The organism is Sinomicrobium halophytocola, assembly GCF_052983395.1.
The window spans coordinates 34,979-56,773 of the sequence record NZ_JBRKIT010000037.1 but is presented as its reverse complement, the minus strand read 5'-3'; the positions used below and the strand labels follow the sequence as shown (position 1 = coordinate 56,773).

The window sequence follows — 21,795 nt, the reverse complement described above, 5'->3', positions numbered from 1 at the left end:
AAATGATAACCAAAGAAGAATTTTTAAAGTTATCGATCACCAATTTTACCCGTTTCGGCAGCCGAAATTTCACTATGGATCAACTGGCTGCCGAACTCGGTATTTCAAAAAAAACCATATACCAGCATTTCAGTAATAAACACCAACTGGTTTCTGCCAGTTTTCAATATCTGCTCAATACTATCAAACGGGAATTGGCCTGTATTGAGCAAAAGCAGAAAAACAATCCCCTCTATTGTATCGTTAGTTTCTATAAACTGGGGATGGACAAATTGCAATCATTCAACCCCTCTTTTTTACACGGTCTCAGAAAATACTATCCCGAGGCTTATGTCCAATATGAAGTTTTCAAAAAAGACATCGTGTACGGAAAGATCATCTATCTTTTAAAAGAGGCACAGCAACAGAATCAACTGCGGGAAAACATACACCTGGAACTGTTTTGCAAACTATATCTTTTACGTATGGATGAGATTATTTTCTCACAAAAACTGCTCGATGATTATGATAAAAATATCCTGCTGGAACATCTCATAATCAATAACCTTCGCGGGTTAATGACACCGGAATATATCCGCAGACAAGGTTTGGAATTATAGATCCAGAACCGGAAGAACGATTTTGTTTTCGTTTTAATAAATGGTTAATTGTAGAAAACCGTTGGGTATTACAGGTAATGACCAACGGTTTTTTTATTCTTTCCTTTCCCATGTCGTATACGGATTCCTGCTCAGCTGTGAATTGTAATACCTGACATCACCGGTTACCTCCTCTCCCAGCCAGTCCGGTCTGCCAAACTCGTCTTTCTCCGTAAACAATTCGATCTCTGCTACAACGAGCCCTGCGTTCTCTCCGGCAAATTCATCGATCTCAAAAAGGTGCTTCCCGTTTGGTATCTCATATCTGGTTTTCTCTATAACCCCTTTTTCACATAACAGTAAAAGTTCTTCGGCTTCTTGCACCGGGATTTCCTTTTCCCATTCGTACCTGGACATTCCTTTCGCATCGGATTTTCCTTTTACCGTTATAAAACCTTTATCTCCTTTTATACGTATACGTACGATCCTTTCGGGATCCGTATTTAAAAACCCCTGTACGATTCGGGTTGCGGACTTCGCATCCTTTTTAAATCTGTCAGATCTCACCAAAAATTTGCGTTCTGTTTCTATCATCGTCTTTTTATTGACCAAAGTTTCGGAACTTTGTCAAAGTTAGCTAATAATGGGTGATATCCTTACATACCGTAAAATTATCCATGTCGATATGGATGCTTTCTACGCCTCGGTAGAGCAAATGGACCATCCCGAACTCCGTGGAAAACCTGTTGCAGTTGGCGGAGGGAGTAAGCGGGGCGTTGTTGCCGCGGCAAGCTATGAAGCCAGGAAATTTGGTATACGCAGTGCCATGAGCGGTGCCCTGGCCCGGAAAATGTGTCCGGATCTCATTTTTGTCAAAACCAGGTTTGACCGCTATCGGGAGATCTCACGGAAGATCAGGAACATCTTTTATGAATACACCGATCTTGTGGAACCGCTATCCCTGGACGAAGCTTACCTGGACGTCACCGAAAACAAAAAGGGCAATCCTTCCGCTACACTCATAGCCTCAGAAATAAGGAAACGCATCCTTGAAGAGATAGGTCTTACGGCATCTGCCGGGATTTCCGTAAACAAATTCATAGCCAAAATTGCATCAGATTACAATAAACCCAATGGACAGAAGACCGTAAATCCGGAAGAAGTAATTCCTTTTCTGGAAAACCTGGATATTAAAAAATTCTATGGTGTGGGTAAAGTTACCGCCGAAAAGATGTATAAACTGGGGATTTTTACCGGAAAAGATCTGAAAGAGAGATCTGCCGGTTTTCTGGAAGAACAATTCGGCAAGTCGGGCTCACATTACTACCACATTGTACGCGGTATTCACAACAGCCCCGTTAAACCGGATCGCATCCCTAAGTCGGTAGGGGCAGAACGGACCTTTTTTGAGAACCTTTCTTCCGAAGTATTCATGCTCGAACGCCTGGAGCATATTGCCGAAGAACTCGAACAACGTCTCGTGCAAAACCGAATTTCCGGAAAAACGATAACCCTTAAAATAAAATACAGCGACTTCACCCTGCAAACACGAAGCAAAACCCTCGCCTATTTTATTGCAGACAAAAGCCTTATCCTCGAAACGGCTGAAGAACTGTTGTACCAGGAAAAACTACAAAATTCCGTACGCCTTCTCGGAATTTCCCTTTCCAATCTGAACACACAAAAGGAAGAACAGGTGGCTGTGCAACTGAAATTCGATTTCTGAACAAATACACCAACAAGAAAAACGCAGTCGAAAATGCCGTTTCAACATTCCCGACTGCGCCTTTACAACACAGTACTTATATTTTCATAAATATGCTTACCCGGATATCCGGACGGAAACTCGTTAATGAATTTCCGTTACCCGTAGTGTATTTACCATTCCCTTTTCCTGGATTGGCATCGCGGCAAGGCTTATCATCATATCGCCGGTTTCCACAAAACCCCGTTCTTTGGCAAGGCCATTGACATCTTCTATGGTTTCGTCCGTAGATACATACCTGTCATAGTAAAATGCTTTTACTCCCCAAAGCAAATTGAGTTGTGTAACTATTCTTTTGTTCGAAGTAAAGACAAGTATGTACGCCTGAGGTCTCCAGGCAGATATCTGAAAGGCAGTATATCCGCTATTGGTCAGGGTAGATATGACCTTGGCCTGGATCTCATTTGCCATCAGCGCTGCATGGTAGCAAACCGATTTGGTGATGTATCTTTTGGTACGTATGTGTGGTGGCTCCTGGGGCACTTTAATCAACGGCGAATGCTCCACACTGTTTATAATGCTGGCCATCTTTTCAATAACCTGTACCGGATAGCTCCCTACGGATGTTTCCCCCGAAAGCATTACGGCATCCGCGCCATCCATAACAGAATTGGCTACGTCATTTACCTCGGCACGTGTGGGAGTAAGACTGGTTATCATACTTTCCATCATTTGCGTAGCAATGATTACCGGGATCCTTGCTTTTTTTGCACGAAGTACAAGTTGTTTCTGGATAAGCGGAACTTCTTGTGCAGGGACTTCCACGCCAAGGTCTCCACGCGCAACCATCAGGCCATCACAATGAGCTACGATCTTGTCTATATTATCTACACCCTCGGGCTTTTCTATTTTGGCAATGATCGGAATTTTCTCATCCGAGTGCTTTTTGATAAGTTCCTGCAAGTCCAGCAGATCCTGACTGTCCCTTACAAAAGAGAGCGCGATCCAATCCACATCATTTTTAATAGCGAAAATGGCATCCTCTATATCTTTTTTTGTCAGAGCGGGCAGCGAAACTTTAGTGTTAGGCAGGTTTACCCCTTTTTTCGATTTTAAGGCTCCTCCTTGTATAACTTTGGCCTTTACAGTACTTTTCTTGTCGGTCTCCACGACCTCGAAAATAAGCTTACCATCGTCCAGAAGAATACGTTCGCCGGGCTTAACGTCTTTAGGAAAAGCCTTGTAATTCATATATACCTTCTCCTTCGTCCCTTTAAATTCCTCTCCGGTAACAAAAGTTATCTCATCTCCTTTGTTTACCACAACATCTTCAGCCATGACTCCTACTCTCAGTTTCGGCCCCTGCAGGTCGGCCAGAATGGAAGTATTATATCCCATTTCTTTATTCAGTTCCCGTATCATCCCGATACGTTCCGTCACATCTTCATAATTGGCATGGGAAAAGTTAATACGGAAAACATCTACTCCCGCTTCTATCATTTCCTTCAAGATTTCCTTCTTGCTCGTAGCGGGGCCTAATGTGGCAACAATTTTTGTTTTTTTTCTGTTTGGCATTATAAAAAAATTAAATTGTGTTTCGATTTTAGTTGGTTTACATCTACCTCATAAGCAGTAATCACACGAGGTATTTTATTTATTCTTTGTACTATCTGTTTATCTACGTCATAACCTTCGGCATTATCCACCTTTAAAAAATAATCCACCTTTTTCATCTCGGGGATGAGATACTTCGTCATAGTCAGTACATCGGACGGAAACAAATCGTTTCCGGCGGATGAAACCGTCGTTCTTGTAGCATTGACAATAAGACTCCATACCGTTTCTTCCATTCGGTTCTCCCATTCGTAATATTCGGACAGCACATTGCCTTCATTCGGTTCTTTCCCGGCAATCCTCCTCAATCCGATCTGAAGATGTAAGTTTAAAAAATAGGCCAGCCGATATGCTTCCATCGGGCAATGAACAGCAACTAGAGAACAGGTAGGTTCATAAAAGTCATCTGACAATTTTAGTGTAGCCATATAATGTTACATGGAAGTGTAAATATATGATTCTATAGAAGATTAGGCAACAATAACAAAAGGTTTAATCATAATTTAAAGTCCGAAAACGATTTAGTTTACTGCATTTTATCCTGCAATGCATAATATGCTCTTTTCGAAGCCTGCTCTTCCGCCTTTTTCTTGGATGTTGCCCTACCCTTGGATATCACTTCTCCGTCTATAAACAACTTTACAGAGAAATGTTTGACCGACTCGTTTCCGCTATCTTCATAAATTTCATAGCGAAATGCCTTTTTCTCTTTCTGGCACCATTCTATAATAAAGCTCTTATAACTTATTATTTTTCCTTCCAGTCGTTCTATGTCCACATATGGCTCAATAACTTTCTGGTGAATGAACTTTTCACAGTATTTATAGCCCCGGTCGAGATATATAGCCCCCAGTAATGCTTCGAACAAATTACCGTGAATATTATCCCCGAAACTATCCTTGGCTATTTTCGAATCTATATAAGTGATCAGGCTCAGGTCTTTTCCCAATTCGTTCAGGTGTTCCCTACTTACCACTTTGGACCTCATTTTGGTAAGATATCCTTCATCCCCCGAGGGGACTTCCTTATAGAGATGGGAAGATATAATAGTGCTCAGCATCGTATCGCCCAGGAATTCCAGACGCTCATAGTTCACAGGGTTGCCCTGGCTGTCTCTTTTGTTGGCAGACCGGTGCGTAAAAGCCTTTCGGTAAATGTCCAGGTGCCTGGGATTAAAACCCAGCATTTTCTTGAGTACTAAAAAAAAATTCCCGTCTTCATTTGAGCGGGAATTTAATATGTTCTGAACAATTTTCATGCAATGCCTGCCTATACTACTAATCCAATCTCTTAAACACTACGCAGGCATTATGCCCGCCAAAGCCAAAAGTATTACTCATCGCCACCCTAATATCCCTTTCCTGAGCCTTATTCAGGGTAAGGTTCAGCTCCGGTGATATTTTCTCATCCGGTGTGCTGTGGTTTATTGTCGGAGGCACCAGTTTATTCTGTATGGCCAGTATGGAGGCAATAGCTTCTATAGCTCCTGCGGCACCCAGCAAATGCCCGGTCATGGACTTCGTAGAGTTTATATTGATATTTTTTGCATGCTCTCCGAAAACTTCTGTAATAGCTTTGAGTTCGGCAACGTCTCCCAGGGGAGTTGAAGTTCCATGCGTGTTTATGGCATCCACATCTGCAGGTTCCAACCCGGCATTCTCCAGACAGTTTTTCATTACGGCTTTCACTCCTGTTCCATCCGGATGTGGTGCGGTCATATGATAAGCATCTGCGGAAAGCCCTCCACCGATTAATTCCGCGTATATTTTAGCACCACGCGCCTTCGCATGTTCATACTCTTCGAGGATCAACGCTCCGGCTCCTTCACCGAGAACAAAACCGTCCCGGTTTTTATCAAAAGGCCTGGAGGCTGTTTTAGGATCATCATTACGGGTAGATAATGCATGCATAGCATTAAATCCACCCATTCCGGCAGCAGCGACCGCCGCTTCGGATCCTCCGGAAACAATAACATCGGCATAACCGAGGCGAATGTAATTGAGGGCATCTATCATGGCGTTTGCCGAAGAGGCGCATGCAGATACCGTCGTATAATTAGGCCCCATAAAACCGTGTTTGATAGAGATCAGCCCCGGGGCCATATCTGCTATCATTTTAGGGATAAAGAAGGGATTGAATCTGGGTGTCCCGTCTCCCCTTCCGAAATTGAGCACCTCTTCCTGGAAAGTTTCCAGACCACCAATACCGGCACCCCAGACAACACCAACTCTTCCTTTATTGATCTTATCCAGTTCTATCCCGGAATCTGCGATCGCTTCATCCGAGGCCACTATGGCATACTGGGAAAACTTATCCAGTCTTCTCGCTTCTTTCCGGTCTATAAAATCGGTAACGTTGAAATTTTTAACCTCACAAGCAAATTGTGTTTTGAACTTAGAAGCGTCAAAATGAGTTATGGGAGCAGCTCCGCTCATGCCGTTTTTCAAGCCTTCCCAATATTCTTGCACAGTATTACCTATTGGGGTCAAAGCTCCTAATCCTGTGACAACAACTCGCTTTAGTTTCATTCGAATAAATTTAGTCCAAACTATTTTTAATGTATACGCTACGAACCTTATTTCCGGCGGATATACCTCCGGGATGTTGTTACACCTGTTTCAATAACGACCACTCTATCCGCTTCCCATCACCAACCGACCCCATAACATACAAGAAAAGTATGGAATAGCAGGATACGATTTGGGGGAATAACTAGCTTTTCAACCTTGCAAAACTTTACCCGAACACAGGGAAAAAGAAGGAGATATTTCAGATATCTCCTTCATACCTTGCTTCTTCGTCAAGTCCGGGTCCATCAGACATAGCCCGAATACGTGCAGATAATTTAATACAATATATCCTGTACAAAATAGAATGCTTAACAAAGTAAGCATTCTATCCATACTCATTGCATATAATATTCTTCCTTATTTTGCTTCCTCGATGTATTTTATTGCCTGCTCTACCGTAGCGATATTTTCTGCCTGGTCATCAGGAATCTGGATATCGAATTCTTTTTCAAACTCCATGATTAATTCCACAGTGTCTAAGGAGTCTGCGCCGAGATCGTTTGTGAAGCTAGCTTCCGGCACAACTTCATTTTCATCAACACCTAATTTGTCTACGATAATCGCTTTTACTCTTGATGCAATGTCTGACATAATCTTTAGTTTTTAAATTTAAATTGTTGGCAAAAATAAAAAACTTTGGTTGAAAACAACATTTAAGTTCCAAAATGTGGCTGTAATTTAATAAAAAATAAGATACCGAATTTACTTTTAATTTCTAATTCTTAATAATTATTCTTTCTTTTGCTGCGATAAACAGGGACACAAACGACGATTGTGCATGTATAGAAAAGTCTGGAAAAAACTGCTTTCCCCTATCTTCAACAAGCATCCGTTTACCCCGTAAAAGCAAGTATCGGTGAAAAAGATTGTCATATTCGCTTCGGGCTCCGGCACCAATGCAGAAAACATCATACGTTATTTCTCGAATGGCGAAAATGCCCGGGTAGTCCTGGTTCTCTCCAATAATAGAAATGCAGGGGTACTGGACAGGGCAAACAAACATGATATAGACGCCCTGTATTTCAACCGAAAGGCTCTTTATCGATCCGATATTATCCTGAACCTGTTGAAAAACATCGGGCCGGACCTTATTGTGCTTGCAGGCTTCCTGTGGAAATTTCCCGAAAATATCCTTCGAACCTTTCCCGACAGCGTTATTAATATACATCCCGCATTACTGCCTAAATACGGCGGCAAAGGCATGTATGGTATGAACGTTCACCGGGCCGTAACCGAAAACAGAGAAACCGAAAGCGGCATCACTATTCATTATGTCAATGAAAATTATGATGAAGGCGCCGTTATTTTCCAAACGAAAACCCCCGTATTACCGTCCGACAGTCCGGAGGATGTTGCACATAAAATCCACACCCTGGAGTACGAGCACTTTCCAAAAGTAATCGAAAAGCTTCTGACGAAAAGATAAGAAAAACATTTGATAATTTCACAACACATCAAACACTTTTGCCTGTGAGCACTTTTGACGTACATGTATATACCGATGGCGCAGCCCGTGGAAATCCCGGCCCCGGAGGATACGGAATTGTAATGGAATGGGTAGGGAAAAAATATGTAAAGGAATTTTCGCAGGGTTTTAAACATACCACCAATAACCGGATGGAACTGCTGGCGGTTATTGTAGCACTGAAAAAGCTGAAACATCCGGATACGAATGTAAAGGTATTCACCGATTCGAAGTATGTAGCCGATGCGGTTGAAAAAAAATGGGTCTTTAACTGGGAACGCAATTATTTCAAAGGAAAGAAAAATGCAGATCTCTGGACCGAATTCCTCAAAGAATACCGCAGACACAAAGTGCATTTTCAATGGATTAAAGGCCATAACAACCACCCGCAGAACGAACGTTGCGATTTCCTGGCCGTGGAAGCGTCCAAACAGGGAAAACTGGCTACCGATCACGGTTTTACGGCAGGGTAAAGCCTTTGTCCCAAATTCCCGGTCTACAAAAGCCCAACCGGTTTTCTTCAGCAGCGTCAATAAAAAGACAAGCCGTTTTCTGAAAGCAATAAAATTGCGTAAGTTTGCAAAAAATTTCAGCATGGGCAAACTGTTAGCGGTGGGTAGCATGGCATTTGATGCTATAGAGACACCTTTTGGTAAAACAGACAAAATTCTCGGCGGCGCAGCTCCCTATATTGGTTTGGCCGCTTCCCAATTCGACATCGACATAGCCGTTGTATCCATAGTCGGCGAAGACTTTCCGGAAAAATATTTATCCCTCTTACAAGACAGGAACATCGATATTTCGGCCATAGAAATAGTAAAAGGAGGTAAAACCTTTTTCTGGAGCGGTAAATATCACAATGACCTCAATTCAAGAGACACCATTGAAACACAGCTCAATGTACTCGGAGACTTCAATCCTGTTGTTCCGGAAAATTATAAAGATGCGGATGTGGTAATGCTGGGTAACCTGCACCCCAATACGCAACTCGGGGTCATAGAGCAAATGGCCAGAAAGCCGAAACTCATTGTTCTGGACACCATGAACTTCTGGATGAACAATACCTGGGATGAACTGATGCAGGTCATAGCCAAAGTAGATGTCATTACGATCAACGACGAAGAAGCCCGTCAGCTCACCAACGAGTATTCGCTGGTAAAAGCAGCACAGAAAATAAGGGAAATGGGCCCGGAATACGTAGTCATTAAAAAAGGAGAGCATGGCGCCCTGTTGTTCCATGAAGACAATGTTTTCTTTGCCCCTGCACTTCCTTTAGAAGAGGTATTTGACCCCACCGGGGCCGGAGACACTTTTGCCGGGGCCTTTTCAGGATATATCGCGGCAACCGGGGACATCTCTTTTGATAACATGAAAAACGCGGTGATCTACGGATCTAATCTCGCTTCCTTCTGCGTGGAGAAATTCGGAACGGAGCGAATGCAGCAACTGTCGAAAAGCGAAATACAACGACGACTTCTGCAGTTTAAGGAATTGACACAGTTCGAAATAGAATTAACTTAATATCGCGCCCTGAATTTTCAGGGCCTTTTTTGTTCATACAAACACAACAACACCGATGAGCGACGCTATTAAACACGAATGCGGTATTGCCGTAATAAGACTCTTAAAACCCCTCGAATACTACAAGGAAAAATATGGTAGTGCATTTTACGGGGTTAACAAGATGTACCTGATGATGGAAAAGCAGCACAACCGTGGACAGGATGGCGCCGGGTTTACCGGCATCAAATTGGATGTAAGCCCCGGAGAACGGTATATAAGCAGGGTACGCTCCAACCAGTCGCAACCCATACAGGATATTTTTTCCCAGATAAATACCCGGATAAACAATACCCTGAAAGAAAATCCGGAATATGAAAATGATGTGCAGCTCCAGAAAAAACACATCCCTTATCTCAGCGAATTATTCCTGGGACATGTGCGCTACGGTACTTATGGCAAAAACAGCATTGAAAACGTACAGCCTTTACTCCGTCAGAACAACTGGAAACACCGCAACCTTATCGTTGCCGGAAATTTTAACATGACCAATGTCAATGAGCTTTTTGACAACCTTATCCGTCTCGGACAGCATCCGAAAGAAAGGGCAGATACCATAACGGTCATGGAAAAGATCGGTCATTTTCTGGACGATGCGGTAGCCAAACTCTACAAAGAGATAAAAAACGAAGGATATAACAAAATGGAGGCTTCCCCTCTTATTGCGGAAAGACTGAACGTAGCCAAGATACTCCGGAAATCTGCCAAAAACTGGGATGGCGGATATGCCATGGCGGGATTGTTAGGTCACGGCGATGCTTTTGTACTGCGCGATCCCGCAGGTATACGTCCCGCATATTACTATCACGATGACGAGATCGTGGTCATTGCTTCGGAGCGTCCGGTGATCCAGACGGTGTTTAACGTGCCTTTCGAAAAAGTGGAAGAGATCAGCCCGGGACATGCGGTCATCGTAAAGGCCAACGGACAAATATCCCACAAAAAAATACTCGACCCACTGGAGCGGAAGGCGTGCTCTTTCGAAAGAATATACTTTTCACGCGGAAGTGATGCCGAAATATACAAAGAACGTAAGGACCTCGGAAGACTATTGATGCCCAAGGTACTGGATGCCATTAACAAGGACACCTCCAACACCGTATTCTCCTATATTCCGAATACTGCCGAAACATCCTTTTACGGGTTGGTGGAAGCCGCCCAGGACGAACTGAACAAGGAAAAGAACAGGCAAATACTGGACGAAAAGGAAACCCTCACGGACGAACGCCTCACCGAAATACTATCCAGAAGGCTCCGGACTGAAAAAATAGCCATCAAAGATGTTAAGCTCCGGACTTTTATTACGGAAGACAGTAGCCGTGATGACCTTGTAGCTCACGTATATGATGTTACTTATGGCGTTATAAAACCGGAAGACACTCTGGTGATCATCGACGACAGCATTGTAAGAGGTACCACTCTGAAGAAAAGCATTATCCGGATGATGGACCGTCTGAACCCGAAATCCATTGTTGTGGTATCTTCGGCGCCTCAGATCAGGTATCCGGATTGTTACGGCATAGACATGGCAAGACTGGAAGACCTTGTGGCCTTCCGTGCTGCCCTGGAATTGCACAAAGAAAAAGGCACTTACGATATCGTCGAAAAAATATACCGGGAGTGTAAAGACCAGGTAGGTTATATGGATACGGATGTAAAAAATGCGGTACAACAACTCTACGATCTGTTTACCGATGAGGAAATATCAGAAAAAATATCGCAGCTTCTTTGCACCGATGACATCAAGGCAGAAGTAAAGATCATCTTCCAGTCCGTAGAAAACCTACACAAGGCATGCCCTCAAAATCTGGGAGACTGGTACTTTACCGGGAACTACCCGACACCCGGTGGTAACAGGGTGGTAAACCGGGCATTTATTAATTTTTACGAGGGCAACAAGGAGCGGGCTTACTAGTTGTGAAGCACAACTGAAAAGTAACTTTTTAATAACGTTCTCTTTATCGGATTTATGTGTAATTCATCGAATTAATTTTACCGGGGAGATTTCCCGACATACATTTGAATCACCATAGCATAAGTAGGTTAAGTTCATGGTAAGATTTGGGGCAAAAAGGTGGAGTTCTACTCCGCCTTTTTTTTATGCTTTATATTTTCCCTTCTATTTTTCTCAAAAAAAATCCGGTTCCGCATACAAAAAAAGCGGGGCCAAAACCCCGCTTTTCATATCATTATCCTGTTGTCGGTATTATTTATTGGCTGCGTAAAGCTCAGCTACTTTATCCCAGTTTATCACATTAAAAAATGCGGTAATATAATCCGGCCTCCTGTTCTGGTAATTCAGGTAATAAGCATGTTCCCACACATCCAATCCAAGAATAGGAGTTCCGCCGCAACCTATTTCGGGCATTAACGGATTGTCCTGGTTCGCGGAAGAACAAACTTCCACCTTACCTCCTTTGTGCACACAAAGCCAGGCCCATCCGGAACCAAATCTTGTGGCGGCCGCTTTTGAAAACGCATCTTTGAAAGCCTCAAAAGAGCCAAACGCCGCATCTATAGCTGCAGCCAGCTCACCGGAAGGAGCGCCTCCTCCATTCGGAGACATCGTCTGCCAGAACAGGCTGTGATTGTAAAAACCACCCCCGTTATTTCTAACAGCCGCATTTCCCATATCCAATCCGGTAAGGATATCTTCGATAGATTTCCCTTCCAGATTTGTTCCTTCTATTGCTTTATTGAGATTTGCGGTGTACCCGTTATGGTGTTTCGTGTGATGTATTTCCATTGTACGTGCATCAATATGAGGCTCTAAAGCATCATAAGCATACGGTAATTTCGGTAATTCAAAAGCCATGATATCAAATTTTAGATTATTAGTTAATACTTGTAAGTAACAAATTTAAGTATAAACTTAAACAATCCATAATAATAAATAGTAAAGAACTCATAAAGATTGCTTATTTTGCCATAGAAATCATGTATCGGGTAAGCCGGTAATTTTCCCTGGATAAAAAAGGAAAAAACACCTCGAAGTTCGGTTTAACAGAAGACACAAACCGCCTTTTCCATCCCGTCTGCCCGTCATGACAAAACCATAACCACAATTATTACGATTTGTCCGCTACTACATTTCAAATTTACAACGCGTCGGCAGGTTCGGGAAAAACTTTTACCCTGGTCCGGGAATACCTGAAGCTCTTACTCGCTTCCGAATACCCGGACACCTACAAACAAATACTGGCCATCACCTTTACCAACAAGGCTGTAAACGAAATGAAAGAGCGGGTGATAAACAGTCTACGGGAAATGGCTTCCGAAAATATCCTCTCTTCTCCCACCGATATGTCCGGTCAGCTTCAGGAAGAACTGGGTATTGACGTACCTACTCTGCACCAGAGAGCAAAAAAAGTATTGAAGAGAATATTACACAATTATGCCTTTTTCGATATCGCCACTATCGACAAGTTCAATCACCGTCTGTTACGGGCTTTTGCCCGCGACCTTCACCTACCCGTAAATTTTGAAGTTGCCATAGACACTGTTTCCCTCCTCAATGAAGCGGTAGACAGACTTGTATACAAAGCCGGGGAAGATCAACTGCTGACCAGGGTACTCATAGACTTTGCCCTGGAAAAGGCCGATGACGACAAAAGCTGGGACATAAGCCTGGACCTGAAAAAAATAGCAAAGCTACTGCTTGAGGAAAACCATTACGAACACATCCGGGAAATTGAAAACAAAAAACTGGCCGACCTGAAAAACCTGTCTTCCCTTCTGAAAAACGAGGTACAGAAAGACGAAAAAAAGCTTACTGAAAACGCAGGCATATTCTTTACTATAATAAAAACTAACGGGCTAGCCCCGGAAGACTTTACCCGGAACTCCATCCCGAATTTTTTCCTAAAGGCAGAAGACAATGCTTTAAAAAGCCTGGATTTCCAAAAGAAAAAATGGCAGGAAGAAATCCGCTCGGCACCGCTTTATACTAAAGCCACGGAAAAGAAAAATCCGGAAAAGACCAATATCATAGATCAACTGCAACCGGAGATAGCATCTCTTTTTGAAAACACGAAGGCCCTGTTTTTTCACACGCAATTTTTACGGAATTTCCGGAACAAGCTTATTCCTCTCTCCCTTCTCAATGCTATCAACCAGGAGCTAAACCATATCAAGGAATCTGAGAACCTGATGCTCATTTCCGAATTTAACCGTATCCTGGCAGGGGTCATCAAGGATCAGCCGGCGCCTTTTATCTATGAGCGTCTCGGGGAAAAATACCGGCATTATTTTATAGATGAGTTTCAGGATACTTCCGAGATGCAGTGGAAAAACCTCCAGCCACTTATCGGTAATGCACTCGAAGGAGAATCCGTTACCGGAAAAAAGGGCACTCTGCTCATCGTAGGCGATGCCAAGCAGGCCATTTATCGCTGGCGTGGTGGAAAGGCTGAACAGTTTATAAGTTTATACAACGAAGAAGAAACACCCTTTCAGATCAAACAGAAAGTAGAACCTCTCCCCGTCAATTACCGCAGTTTTGACGAGATCATCCGGTTCAACAACCGTTTTTTCCGGCATGCCGCTGAGCAGTTATCATTTCCCCAATACAAGGACCTTTACGAAAACAAGAGTCACCAGGAAGCCAATTCCAAGAAAGGCGGTGCGGTAAGCATTGCTTTCCTCGATAAAGAAAGTGAAAACATCCGGAGGGATTACTGCGATATCACTTTACAAAAAATAATAACGCTCCGGGAGCAGGGCTTTACATTGAATGACATCTGCATACTTACCCGTAAAAAAGACCAGGGCGCCCTGTTAGCCGGGCATTTGCAAGAGAATGGCATCCCGGTTATTTCATCGGAATCCCTTTTACTCAATAGCCACCCGAAAATACTGTTCCTGATTCATTTGATGTACTGTTTTTTACAGCCGGAAAACAGAGAAACCCGCTTGCAGATACTTATGTTTCTGGCAGAAAAAGAGAATGCGACGGACAAGCATCGCTACCTCTGCTCCGGTTTGAACGACATTTACCCGGTATGGAATGCAAGCAATTTCTCACCGGACATCTTTTTACAACATTCCCTGTATGATGCCATTCAGTATGCCATAGCCTGTTTTGATCTGAACGCTCCTTCCGATGCCTACCTCCAATATTTCCTGGATGTGGTCCTGGAACAGGTAAACCGAAATCATACGGGCCCGGCCGAGTTCCTTAACTATTGGGAAAAGAAAAAAGACACCCTGGGAATCGCAGCCCCGGAGGGCATTGATGCCGTTCAGATCATGACCATCCACAAATCCAAGGGACTTCAGTTCCCGGTGGTGATCTTCCCTTTTGCCGATACCAATATTTACGAGGACCGCGACCCGCTTGTCTGGTTTCCCGTTAATCAAGACGCCTTTGGCATACCCTACGCTTTAATATCCAAGAACAAAGACCTGGAGCACCTAGGCGAATACGGAGCGGAGATGGTAGCCGAATACGACGCCAAACTGGAACTGGACAGCTTTAATATCCTGTACGTAGCACTGACGCGTGCCGTAGAACAGCTTCATATTATCGGCAAAACCGATACCGATAGAACCGGCAGAGAAAACACCAGGTCTTTCTCGGGCTTATTCATCCATTTTCTCAAAGCCGAAGGATACTGGGACGAAGGAAAAAAAATCTACGATTTCCCGGTTAATGAAGACATCGGCAAACTGCAAAGAAAATCGCGGAAATCATTTTTACCGGACACACCTTACATTCCGTACGTTTCCAATATTTCGGAAAAACAAAAGTTCCGTATTATTACCAGATCCGGCGCCTTGTGGAGTGCAGGTCTCGACGAGGCCATCGAAACGGGAAACATTTACCACAACCTTCTGGCACAGGTCCGCTATAGCTCCGATGTGGAGAATGTTGTCAGGGAAGCGCTAATCCGTGGTACCATACCCCCTTCCGGTAAAAAGAAATTTCTGGAGCAACTCCGGGCCGTGACAACACATCCGCAAATAGGAAAGTACTTCACCCCTGTTTATACCATACTCAACGAAAAAGACATTTTTACTATGCGGGGAGAAACGCTGCGGCCGGACCGTATAGCAGTCGACGAAAAAGGCAATGCTACCATCCTGGATTACAAAACAGGAGCTTATGACAAAAAACACGAACAACAACTACAACAATACAAAGACATTCTTTCCGAAATGGGTTATACCGTCACCGAAGGTTTTCTGGTGTTCATAGACCGCGACATCCGTATTTATCCCGTATAGGGATAAGTATCTTCCCGCCATCTCATACCCTTCCTCCGGAATCATAAATATATTGCCGGAAATAAAAAAATAAAATTCGCTTGGGACCCATGCCCGTCCGCGGGGTATAATTAACAGATCCCCGCAGAATATTTTCTGAAAATTGGTTTACACAAAAGGGGACAGAATTACTGAAACCGGCCTCTTACAAGGTCAGTACTGTTGTTTATTTTTTGGGGCAATCCGGTGTGAATACCGGGTGGTAAACACAGTGCTCGCGAAGGTCGTCCGGATATTCCGGGCGGCTTTCTTTTTTGAGGAATAATGCAGGGCTGTTTTCCCTAAAAACTATACAGAAAACAATAAAAACACCGGGAATACCGTTTCGGAAAACAACATGTGTACGAACATTTATTTACCTTTGTTGCCAATCACAAACAGATAGATATGTACGGAAAAATAAAACAACATCTGCAACAGGAATTACAGGACATTAAAGACAATGGCCTATATAAAAAAGAACGTGTAATTACCTCCTCCCAGGATGCGGTCATAAAGATATCCACCGGTGAAGAGGTTATTAATTTCTGTGCCAATAATTACCTGGGGCTTTCATCTCATCCGGAGGTCATAAAAGCGGCCAAAGACACCCTCGACACACATGGTTTCGGCATGTCTTCGGTAAGGTTTATTTGTGGTACACAGGACATCCATAAAGAACTGGAGCAAAAGATCGCTGATTTTTACGGTACGGAAGACACTATTTTATACGCTGCGGCATTTGACGCCAACGGGGGTGTATTCGAACCCCTCCTCTCTGCCGAAGATGCCATTATTTCCGATTCCCTGAATCATGCTTCCATCATAGACGGCGTACGCTTGTGTAAGGCTATGCGTTACCGATACGAGAACAATAATATGGAAGACCTGGAGGCCAAATTACAACAGGCCGATGCAGACGGGGCCAGGTTCAAGATCGTAGTTACCGACGGTGTCTTTTCCATGGACGGTCTCGTAGCTCCACTGGACAAGATAAGTGCCCTGGCTGAAAAATATGACGCTATGGTGATGATAGATGAATGCCACGCTGCAGGATTTATAGGAAAAACCGGACGTGGAACTCCCGAAGAAAAGGGAGTTATGGGCAAAATAGACATTATCACCGGAACCCTGGGCAAAGCACTGGGTGGAGCTATGGGAGGATATACCACGGGTAAAAAGGAGATCATAGAGATACTGCGGCAACGGTCCAGGCCTTATTTATTCTCCAATTCTCTTGCCCCCTCTATTGTCGGAGCTTCCATCAAAGTTTTTGATATGCTCTCCGAGAGTACCGAACTCCGGGATAAACTCGAAGAAAATACACGTTACTTCAAAAAAGGAATGAAAGAAGCCGGTTTTGATATTATAGACGGCGATTCTGCCATTGTTCCCGTAATGCTTTACGATGCCAAATTATCTCAGGTAATGGCAGACAAACTTCTGGAAAAGGGAATTTATGTAATCGGGTTCTTCTATCCGGTAGTTCCTAAAGGAAAAGCAAGAATAAGAGTACAATTGTCGGCCGCACACCAAAAAGAACATTTAGATAAGGCTATTCAGGCTTTTACAGAAGTAGGTAAGGAATTAAATGTTATTTAAAACCGTTGTATTTTCTTAATAAAAACAAAAAAATTACTATATTTATCTTTGTTAATATGCCGTAACGGCTTACATTTGCTCTTAATTAATACTTAAAATTTAAATAATTGAACATGAAACATCTTAGCAAATTATTTGTTGCTGCGCTCTTGTTTATAGGGTTTAGCAATGTTCAGGCGCAAGATTCCAATAACCCATGGCAGGTGAGTTTTGGTGCAAACGCCGTTGATGTTTACCCCACCAATCAACCCGGAATGGGACAGTGGCTTGACGAGTATTTCAATGTCAGCGATCACTGGAATATCCTCCCTTCCGTTTCTACAATAGCTGTTTCCCGCTATGTAGGTGACGGTTTCTCCGTTGGTGCAAGGGGATCCCTTAACAAAATTGATAAATGGGGCGATGAAGATGTAGATGATCTATCATACTATGGTGTGGACGGAACCGTTAAATACAACTTTATAGAAGGAAAAGTATTCGATCCGTTCATCGAAGTTGGTGGTGGTTATACCTGGATTGACGAAATTGGTGCCGGAACACTTAACGGAGGTATCGGTTTTAACCTGTGGTTTACTGACAACATAGGTCTTACCCTCCAATCCAGCTACAAGCACTCTTTCGAGGATTACCTGGCTCCTCACTTCCAACACCTTGCCGGTATTGCTATTAAATTCGGTGGAACAGATACCGATGGGGATGGCCTCTATGACAAAGACGATGAGTGCCCGGAAGTAGCCGGACTTCCTGAGTTTAACGGATGTCCTGATTCTGACGGTGATGGCATTCCGGATAAAGACGATGCCTGCCCGAACGAAGCTGGCCCTGCCGAGCTTAACGGATGTCCTGACTCTGACGGTGACGGTGTTCCGGACAAAGACGATGCTTGTCCTGACACTCCCGGATCAGTAGAACTTAACGGATGTCCTGATTCTGACGGTGACGGTATCGTTGATAAAGACGATGAGTGCCCGAATGAAGCCGGCCCTGCATCTCTTAACGGTTGTCCTGACAGAGACGGTGACGGAGTAGCTGATAAAGATGATGCTTGTCCTGATGTAGCCGGTACTGTAGCTAACAAAGGTTGTCCTGAAGTGACAGAAGAAGTTCAGAAAAAACTGAACGAGTTTGCCAAAACTATCTTGTTCGACACCGGAAAAGCTACTATCAAAACTGAGTCTGCCGAAGTATTAGACCAAATAATGAGTGTACTTAACGAATATCCTAATTCGAAATTTACTGTAGAAGGTCACACGGATAGTACAGGTAGTGCTGCCTTAAATCAGAAATTGTCTGAGCAAAGAGCTGAGTCCGTAAGAAAATACCTGGCTGAAAAAGGTATCAATCCTTCCAGGTTGTCTTCCATCGGATTTGGAAAAGACAAGCCTATCGCTACCAATGCTACTGCAGCAGGTAGAAAAGAAAACAGAAGGGTGGAAATAAACCTTGTAAAAGAGTAATTTACACTCGTAGAATAAATTAAAAATCCCGTCCTGAAAAATCAGGACGGGATTTTTTTTATTTTTAGGCTTTGAAAATGTCCTTGCAATTCACCTGCCTGTCCGGTAGGTCCGGCAATAACCATAAACAACAACAACCGTGAAAACTTTTCTGGCCGAAGTCGTGGAAAACATTCTTGCTGAAAACGGAAATATCAGCGATATAGCCTTCGTGGTACCCGGAAAAAGGGCCGGGGTGTTTTTAAAAAGGGAAATACAAAACCGAATGACTCGTACCGTATTTGCTCCGCAAATTTACAGTGTGGAAGAATTTGTACAGGAACTGTCCGGTTTAAGCCTTATTTCCAATATTCAACTTATATTCGAATTTTACGCCGTATACCAGAAAATCACTCCAAAGGAACAACAGGAAGATTTTTATACCTTTTCCAAATGGGCACAGGTCATGCTTCAGGATTTTAACGAGATCGACCGTTACCTCATTGCACCCGAAGACATCTTTTCTCACCTGTCGTCCGTAAAGGAACTGGACCACTGGTACCTCTCCGACCAGAAAACCCCGTTACAGGAACAGTATGTCGAATTCTGGAAAACCCTCGGAATGTATTACACCACTCTTCGCGAAGAACTTCTCACCAAACAATGCGGGTACCAGGGGCTTATCTACAGGGAAGCCATAGAGAATATAGAACATTATTTAAACCACAACAACTACCGCAAGCATATCTTCGTAGGCTTTAACGCATTGAACAATGCCGAATCTTCCATACTACAAGAGTTCCTTGCAGCCGGCGCCGAAGTATACTGGGATACGGACAAGGCCTTTATGGAAGATCCGGAGCACGATGCAGGCCTCTTTATGCGACAATATAAAACAAAGTGGAAATACTACCAGAAATACCCTTTTAAAAATATTGACAATCATTTTTCAGGACCAAAGAATATAGAGATCATAGGTATTCCCGGCAAAACAGGACAGGCTATGTACATCCACTCCATCCTGTCCAACCTGAAAAACGAAGGAAAACTGGAAGGAACGGCAGTAGTACTGGGCAATGAAGAATTATTAAACCCGGTACTGAATGCCATTCCCGAAGATATAGAAAAGGTCAATATCACAGGAGGTTTTCCCCTGGCCTACGGTCCTATCGCCTCGTGGTTCCATGCTTTTTTTCAGACACTTGAAAACGAGCGATCGGGAAAATGGTATTATCAGAATGTATTAAACCTCGTATCTCATCCGGTCTCCAAGCCCCTGCTCTCCCACAACGGACGCGACCTGGCTTCCGAATTTATCCGAACCGTCCAGGACAACAATATCGTATTCGTAACACAAGAGCACCTGCGAAAAGCATTTTCCGACCTAATTGACGATACCGGAGAAGACGTTGTCCCGATAACCGAACTTCTGTTTTTTTCCAAAGATACGTCTACCGTGAGTGAAGTTATTCAGAAATGCAGCGCCCTGACCCTGCGACTAAAGAATGTTTACTCTCTACAGGGGAACCAGATATTCCTGGAATACCTCTATTGCTTTTACGAGATCTTCAACCAGATCCGTTTTTTTGACGAAAAATACCAAGCCATGTCCATTCATGCCCTTACGGGAATCTATAGGGAACTCCTGCTCCAGCAAACAGTGGATTTTCAGGGAGAGCCTCTCGAAGGCCTACAGGTAATGGGCGTGCTGGAAAGCCGGAACCTCGATTACGAAACCGTAATCCTGACCTCGGTGAACGAAGGCGATCTCCCTTCGGGCAAATCCGGGAACTCTTTCATTCCCTTTGATATCAAAATAGCTTACGGCCTTCCCACATACAAGGAAAAGGATGCCATATATGCATATCACTTTTACCGGCTCCTGCAGAGAGCCAAAAATGTTTACCTGCTTTATAACTCCGACTCCGGATCTTTTGACGGTGGGGAAAAAAGCCGTTTCATACAACAACTGACAACATTCCGGCAGGAAAACCATATTATCCGCGAGCGGATTGCCGTACCACAGGCAGGAAACCTGCCCGGACCGCAAGCGCCCGTCAAAAAAACCCCTTCCCTTATGGAAGCCATACGAATTATGGCAGAAAAAGGCTTTTCCCCGACCTCCCTTACCAACTACATCCGAAATCCTATGGAATTCTACAAACAATCCATCCTGAAGGTTAGTGACGAATACGAGGTAGAAGAAACCATAGCAGCCAATACATTGGGGACCATCATTCACGACACCCTTGAAGACCTTTATAAGCCCCTCACCGGGCAGATACTAACCACAGACCATATAGAGGATATGCGAAATAAAGTAAACGCACTCATCGGCCTTAAATTCGGGGACGTGTACAAAGGTGGGGATTTTAGCCGTGGAAAAAACCTCCTCAGCTATGAAGTGGCCAAACAATACCTGAAAAATTTCCTGAAGGCAGAAGAAAAACGGCTGCGGGACGGGAACTCCATAAAAATTATTGAAATTGAGAGGAATCTCCGGGTTCCGATAGATGTTCCGGGTATATCCTATCCGGTATACCTGAAAGGAAAAGTAGACCGTGTCGAAGAGACCAACGGTGTGTTCTGTTTTATCGATTACAAAACCGGGAGAGTTGACCAGGCCGATGTGGAACTTGCGGAATGGGAAAACCTCATCATCGATTACAAATACAGTAAAGCTTTCCAGCTGTTATGCTACTCGTATATGCTTATGCATAACAGTTCGTATTCCCTGCCTGCCGAAGCTGCTATTATTTCATTTAAGAACCTTCAGAAAGGATTTCTGAAATTTGCCAAAAAAGGAGTATCCAGGTCGGAAAAGGAATATGCCATTACCGAAGAAACATTCGATAATTTCAAAGACCAGCTTCACCGGTTGATCGGTGAAATATGTGACTCCGAAATACCTTTTGCCGAAAAAGAAATTGTTTAATCCCGCATAAAAAAAACATCCTCCCGGCAGCCATTTACTACCGGGATAGATGTTCATCAGCATAAGAAGGGGATGCTATCTCCTGAA

General features: G+C 43.6%; 17 protein-coding genes. 10 read left to right on the top strand and 7 right to left on the bottom strand.

Annotated features, from left to right (window positions below; translation table 11 throughout):
- The first annotated feature begins 2 nt into the window (after positions 1 to 2).
- Positions 3 to 599 carry a TetR/AcrR family transcriptional regulator gene (locus tag ACVBDY_RS15830; RefSeq protein ID WP_447176431.1) on the top strand — a complete coding sequence of 199 codons (597 nt, stop codon included), beginning with the start codon at positions 3 to 5 and terminating at the stop codon, positions 597 to 599.
- A 93-nt stretch (positions 600 to 692) separates the two neighbouring features.
- Here ACVBDY_RS15830 and ACVBDY_RS15825 read toward each other — a convergent pair whose 3' ends face one another.
- Positions 693 to 1,172, bottom strand: coding sequence for a CYTH domain-containing protein (locus ACVBDY_RS15825; RefSeq protein WP_447176430.1), 480 nt, complete (start codon positions 1,170 to 1,172; stop codon positions 693 to 695).
- A gap of 49 nt (positions 1,173 to 1,221) precedes the next feature.
- Here ACVBDY_RS15825 and dinB point away from each other — a divergent pair, with 49 nt between their 5' ends.
- Positions 1,222 to 2,304, top strand: a complete 1,083-nt coding sequence (gene dinB / locus ACVBDY_RS15820; RefSeq protein WP_447176429.1) for a DNA polymerase IV — start codon at positions 1,222 to 1,224, stop codon at positions 2,302 to 2,304.
- 123 nt (positions 2,305 to 2,427) lie between these two features.
- On the opposite strand, the gene pyk is transcribed toward dinB, so the two are convergent.
- The 5 genes from pyk to ACVBDY_RS15795 form a co-directional block, all read right to left on the bottom strand.
- Positions 2,428 to 3,858, bottom strand: coding sequence for a pyruvate kinase (gene pyk, locus ACVBDY_RS15815; RefSeq protein ID WP_447176428.1), 1,431 nt, complete (start codon positions 3,856 to 3,858; stop codon positions 2,428 to 2,430).
- Positions 3,858 to 4,325, bottom strand: coding sequence for an IPExxxVDY family protein (locus ACVBDY_RS15810; RefSeq protein WP_447176427.1), 468 nt, complete (start codon positions 4,323 to 4,325; stop codon positions 3,858 to 3,860). Before ACVBDY_RS15810 ends, pyk begins: the two co-directional genes overlap by 1 nt.
- Positions 4,326 to 4,423: 98 nt before the next feature.
- The gene (rnc, locus tag ACVBDY_RS15805; protein ID WP_447176426.1) at positions 4,424 to 5,155 is read right to left on the bottom strand and encodes a ribonuclease III; all 732 of its coding nucleotides are present in this window, start codon (positions 5,153 to 5,155) and stop codon (positions 4,424 to 4,426) included.
- Positions 5,156 to 5,174: 19 nt separating this feature from the next.
- Positions 5,175 to 6,425, bottom strand: a complete 1,251-nt coding sequence (fabF, locus tag ACVBDY_RS15800; protein ID WP_447176425.1) for a beta-ketoacyl-ACP synthase II — start codon at positions 6,423 to 6,425, stop codon at positions 5,175 to 5,177.
- Between the two features lie 399 nt (positions 6,426 to 6,824).
- Positions 6,825 to 7,058, bottom strand: coding sequence for an acyl carrier protein (locus ACVBDY_RS15795; RefSeq protein ID WP_072316774.1), 234 nt, complete (start codon positions 7,056 to 7,058; stop codon positions 6,825 to 6,827).
- Between the two features lie 265 nt (positions 7,059 to 7,323).
- Between ACVBDY_RS15795 and purN the strand changes: the two genes are divergently transcribed.
- The 4 genes from purN to ACVBDY_RS15775 all read left to right on the top strand — a co-directional run bounded on the left by purN (position 7,324) and on the right by ACVBDY_RS15775 (position 11,407).
- Positions 7,324 to 7,893 carry a phosphoribosylglycinamide formyltransferase gene (gene purN, locus ACVBDY_RS15790; RefSeq protein ID WP_447176424.1) on the top strand — a complete coding sequence of 190 codons (570 nt, stop codon included), beginning with the start codon at positions 7,324 to 7,326 and terminating at the stop codon, positions 7,891 to 7,893.
- Positions 7,894 to 7,937: 44 nt separating this feature from the next.
- The gene (rnhA, locus tag ACVBDY_RS15785; protein ID WP_447176423.1) at positions 7,938 to 8,405 is read left to right on the top strand and encodes a ribonuclease HI; all 468 of its coding nucleotides are present in this window, start codon (positions 7,938 to 7,940) and stop codon (positions 8,403 to 8,405) included.
- Positions 8,406 to 8,526: 121 nt separating this feature from the next.
- Positions 8,527 to 9,453, top strand: coding sequence for a PfkB family carbohydrate kinase (locus tag ACVBDY_RS15780; protein ID WP_447176422.1), 927 nt, complete (start codon positions 8,527 to 8,529; stop codon positions 9,451 to 9,453).
- A gap of 55 nt (positions 9,454 to 9,508) precedes the next feature.
- Positions 9,509 to 11,407, top strand: coding sequence for an amidophosphoribosyltransferase (locus ACVBDY_RS15775; protein WP_447176421.1), 1,899 nt, complete (start codon positions 9,509 to 9,511; stop codon positions 11,405 to 11,407).
- Positions 11,408 to 11,698: 291 nt separating this feature from the next.
- On the opposite strand, the gene ACVBDY_RS15770 is transcribed toward ACVBDY_RS15775, so the two are convergent.
- Positions 11,699 to 12,307, bottom strand: coding sequence for a superoxide dismutase (locus ACVBDY_RS15770; RefSeq protein WP_447176420.1), 609 nt, complete (start codon positions 12,305 to 12,307; stop codon positions 11,699 to 11,701).
- A gap of 260 nt (positions 12,308 to 12,567) precedes the next feature.
- Here ACVBDY_RS15770 and ACVBDY_RS15765 point away from each other — a divergent pair, with 260 nt between their 5' ends.
- From ACVBDY_RS15765 to ACVBDY_RS15750, 4 genes are all read left to right on the top strand, one after another.
- Entirely contained in the window at positions 12,568 to 15,717 is a 3,150-nt protein-coding gene (locus ACVBDY_RS15765) for a UvrD-helicase domain-containing protein (RefSeq protein WP_447176419.1), read from the top strand.
- A gap of 426 nt (positions 15,718 to 16,143) precedes the next feature.
- Positions 16,144 to 17,337, top strand: a complete 1,194-nt coding sequence (gene kbl / locus ACVBDY_RS15760; RefSeq protein ID WP_447176520.1) for a glycine C-acetyltransferase — start codon at positions 16,144 to 16,146, stop codon at positions 17,335 to 17,337.
- Positions 17,338 to 17,450: 113 nt separating this feature from the next.
- Positions 17,451 to 18,794: an OmpA family protein gene (locus ACVBDY_RS15755; protein WP_447176418.1), complete on the top strand. Its 1,344-nt coding sequence runs from the start codon at positions 17,451 to 17,453 to the stop codon at positions 18,792 to 18,794.
- 139 nt (positions 18,795 to 18,933) lie between these two features.
- Entirely contained in the window at positions 18,934 to 21,708 is a 2,775-nt protein-coding gene (locus ACVBDY_RS15750; RefSeq protein WP_447176417.1) for a PD-(D/E)XK nuclease family protein, read from the top strand.
- Positions 21,709 to 21,795 lie beyond the last annotated feature (87 nt).

What these genes read in the sequence shown, in the direction of transcription:
- dinB (WP_447176429.1), top strand. Translation starts at nt 1,222, where the DNA reads ATGGGTGATATCCTTACATACCGTAAAATTATCCATGTCGATATGGAT.
- kbl (WP_447176520.1), top strand. Translation starts at nt 16,144, where the DNA reads ATGTACGGAAAAATAAAACAACATCTGCAACAGGAATTACAGGACATT.
- ACVBDY_RS15770 (WP_447176420.1), bottom strand. Translation starts at nt 12,307, where the DNA reads ATGGCTTTTGAATTACCGAAATTACCGTATGCTTATGATGCTTTAGAG.
- ACVBDY_RS15775 (WP_447176421.1), top strand. Translation starts at nt 9,509, where the DNA reads ATGAGCGACGCTATTAAACACGAATGCGGTATTGCCGTAATAAGACTC.
- ACVBDY_RS15755 (WP_447176418.1), top strand. Translation starts at nt 17,451, where the DNA reads ATGAAACATCTTAGCAAATTATTTGTTGCTGCGCTCTTGTTTATAGGG.
- ACVBDY_RS15795 (WP_072316774.1), bottom strand. Translation starts at nt 7,058, where the DNA reads ATGTCAGACATTGCATCAAGAGTAAAAGCGATTATCGTAGACAAATTA.
- ACVBDY_RS15780 (WP_447176422.1), top strand. Translation starts at nt 8,527, where the DNA reads ATGGGCAAACTGTTAGCGGTGGGTAGCATGGCATTTGATGCTATAGAG.
- fabF (WP_447176425.1), bottom strand. Translation starts at nt 6,425, where the DNA reads ATGAAACTAAAGCGAGTTGTTGTCACAGGATTAGGAGCTTTGACCCCA.
- ACVBDY_RS15810 (WP_447176427.1), bottom strand. Translation starts at nt 4,325, where the DNA reads ATGGCTACACTAAAATTGTCAGATGACTTTTATGAACCTACCTGTTCT.
- pyk (WP_447176428.1), bottom strand. Translation starts at nt 3,858, where the DNA reads ATGCCAAACAGAAAAAAAACAAAAATTGTTGCCACATTAGGCCCCGCT.
- ACVBDY_RS15825 (WP_447176430.1), bottom strand. Translation starts at nt 1,172, where the DNA reads ATGATAGAAACAGAACGCAAATTTTTGGTGAGATCTGACAGATTTAAA.
- rnc (WP_447176426.1), bottom strand. Translation starts at nt 5,155, where the DNA reads ATGAAAATTGTTCAGAACATATTAAATTCCCGCTCAAATGAAGACGGG.
- ACVBDY_RS15830 (WP_447176431.1), top strand. Translation starts at nt 3, where the DNA reads ATGATAACCAAAGAAGAATTTTTAAAGTTATCGATCACCAATTTTACC.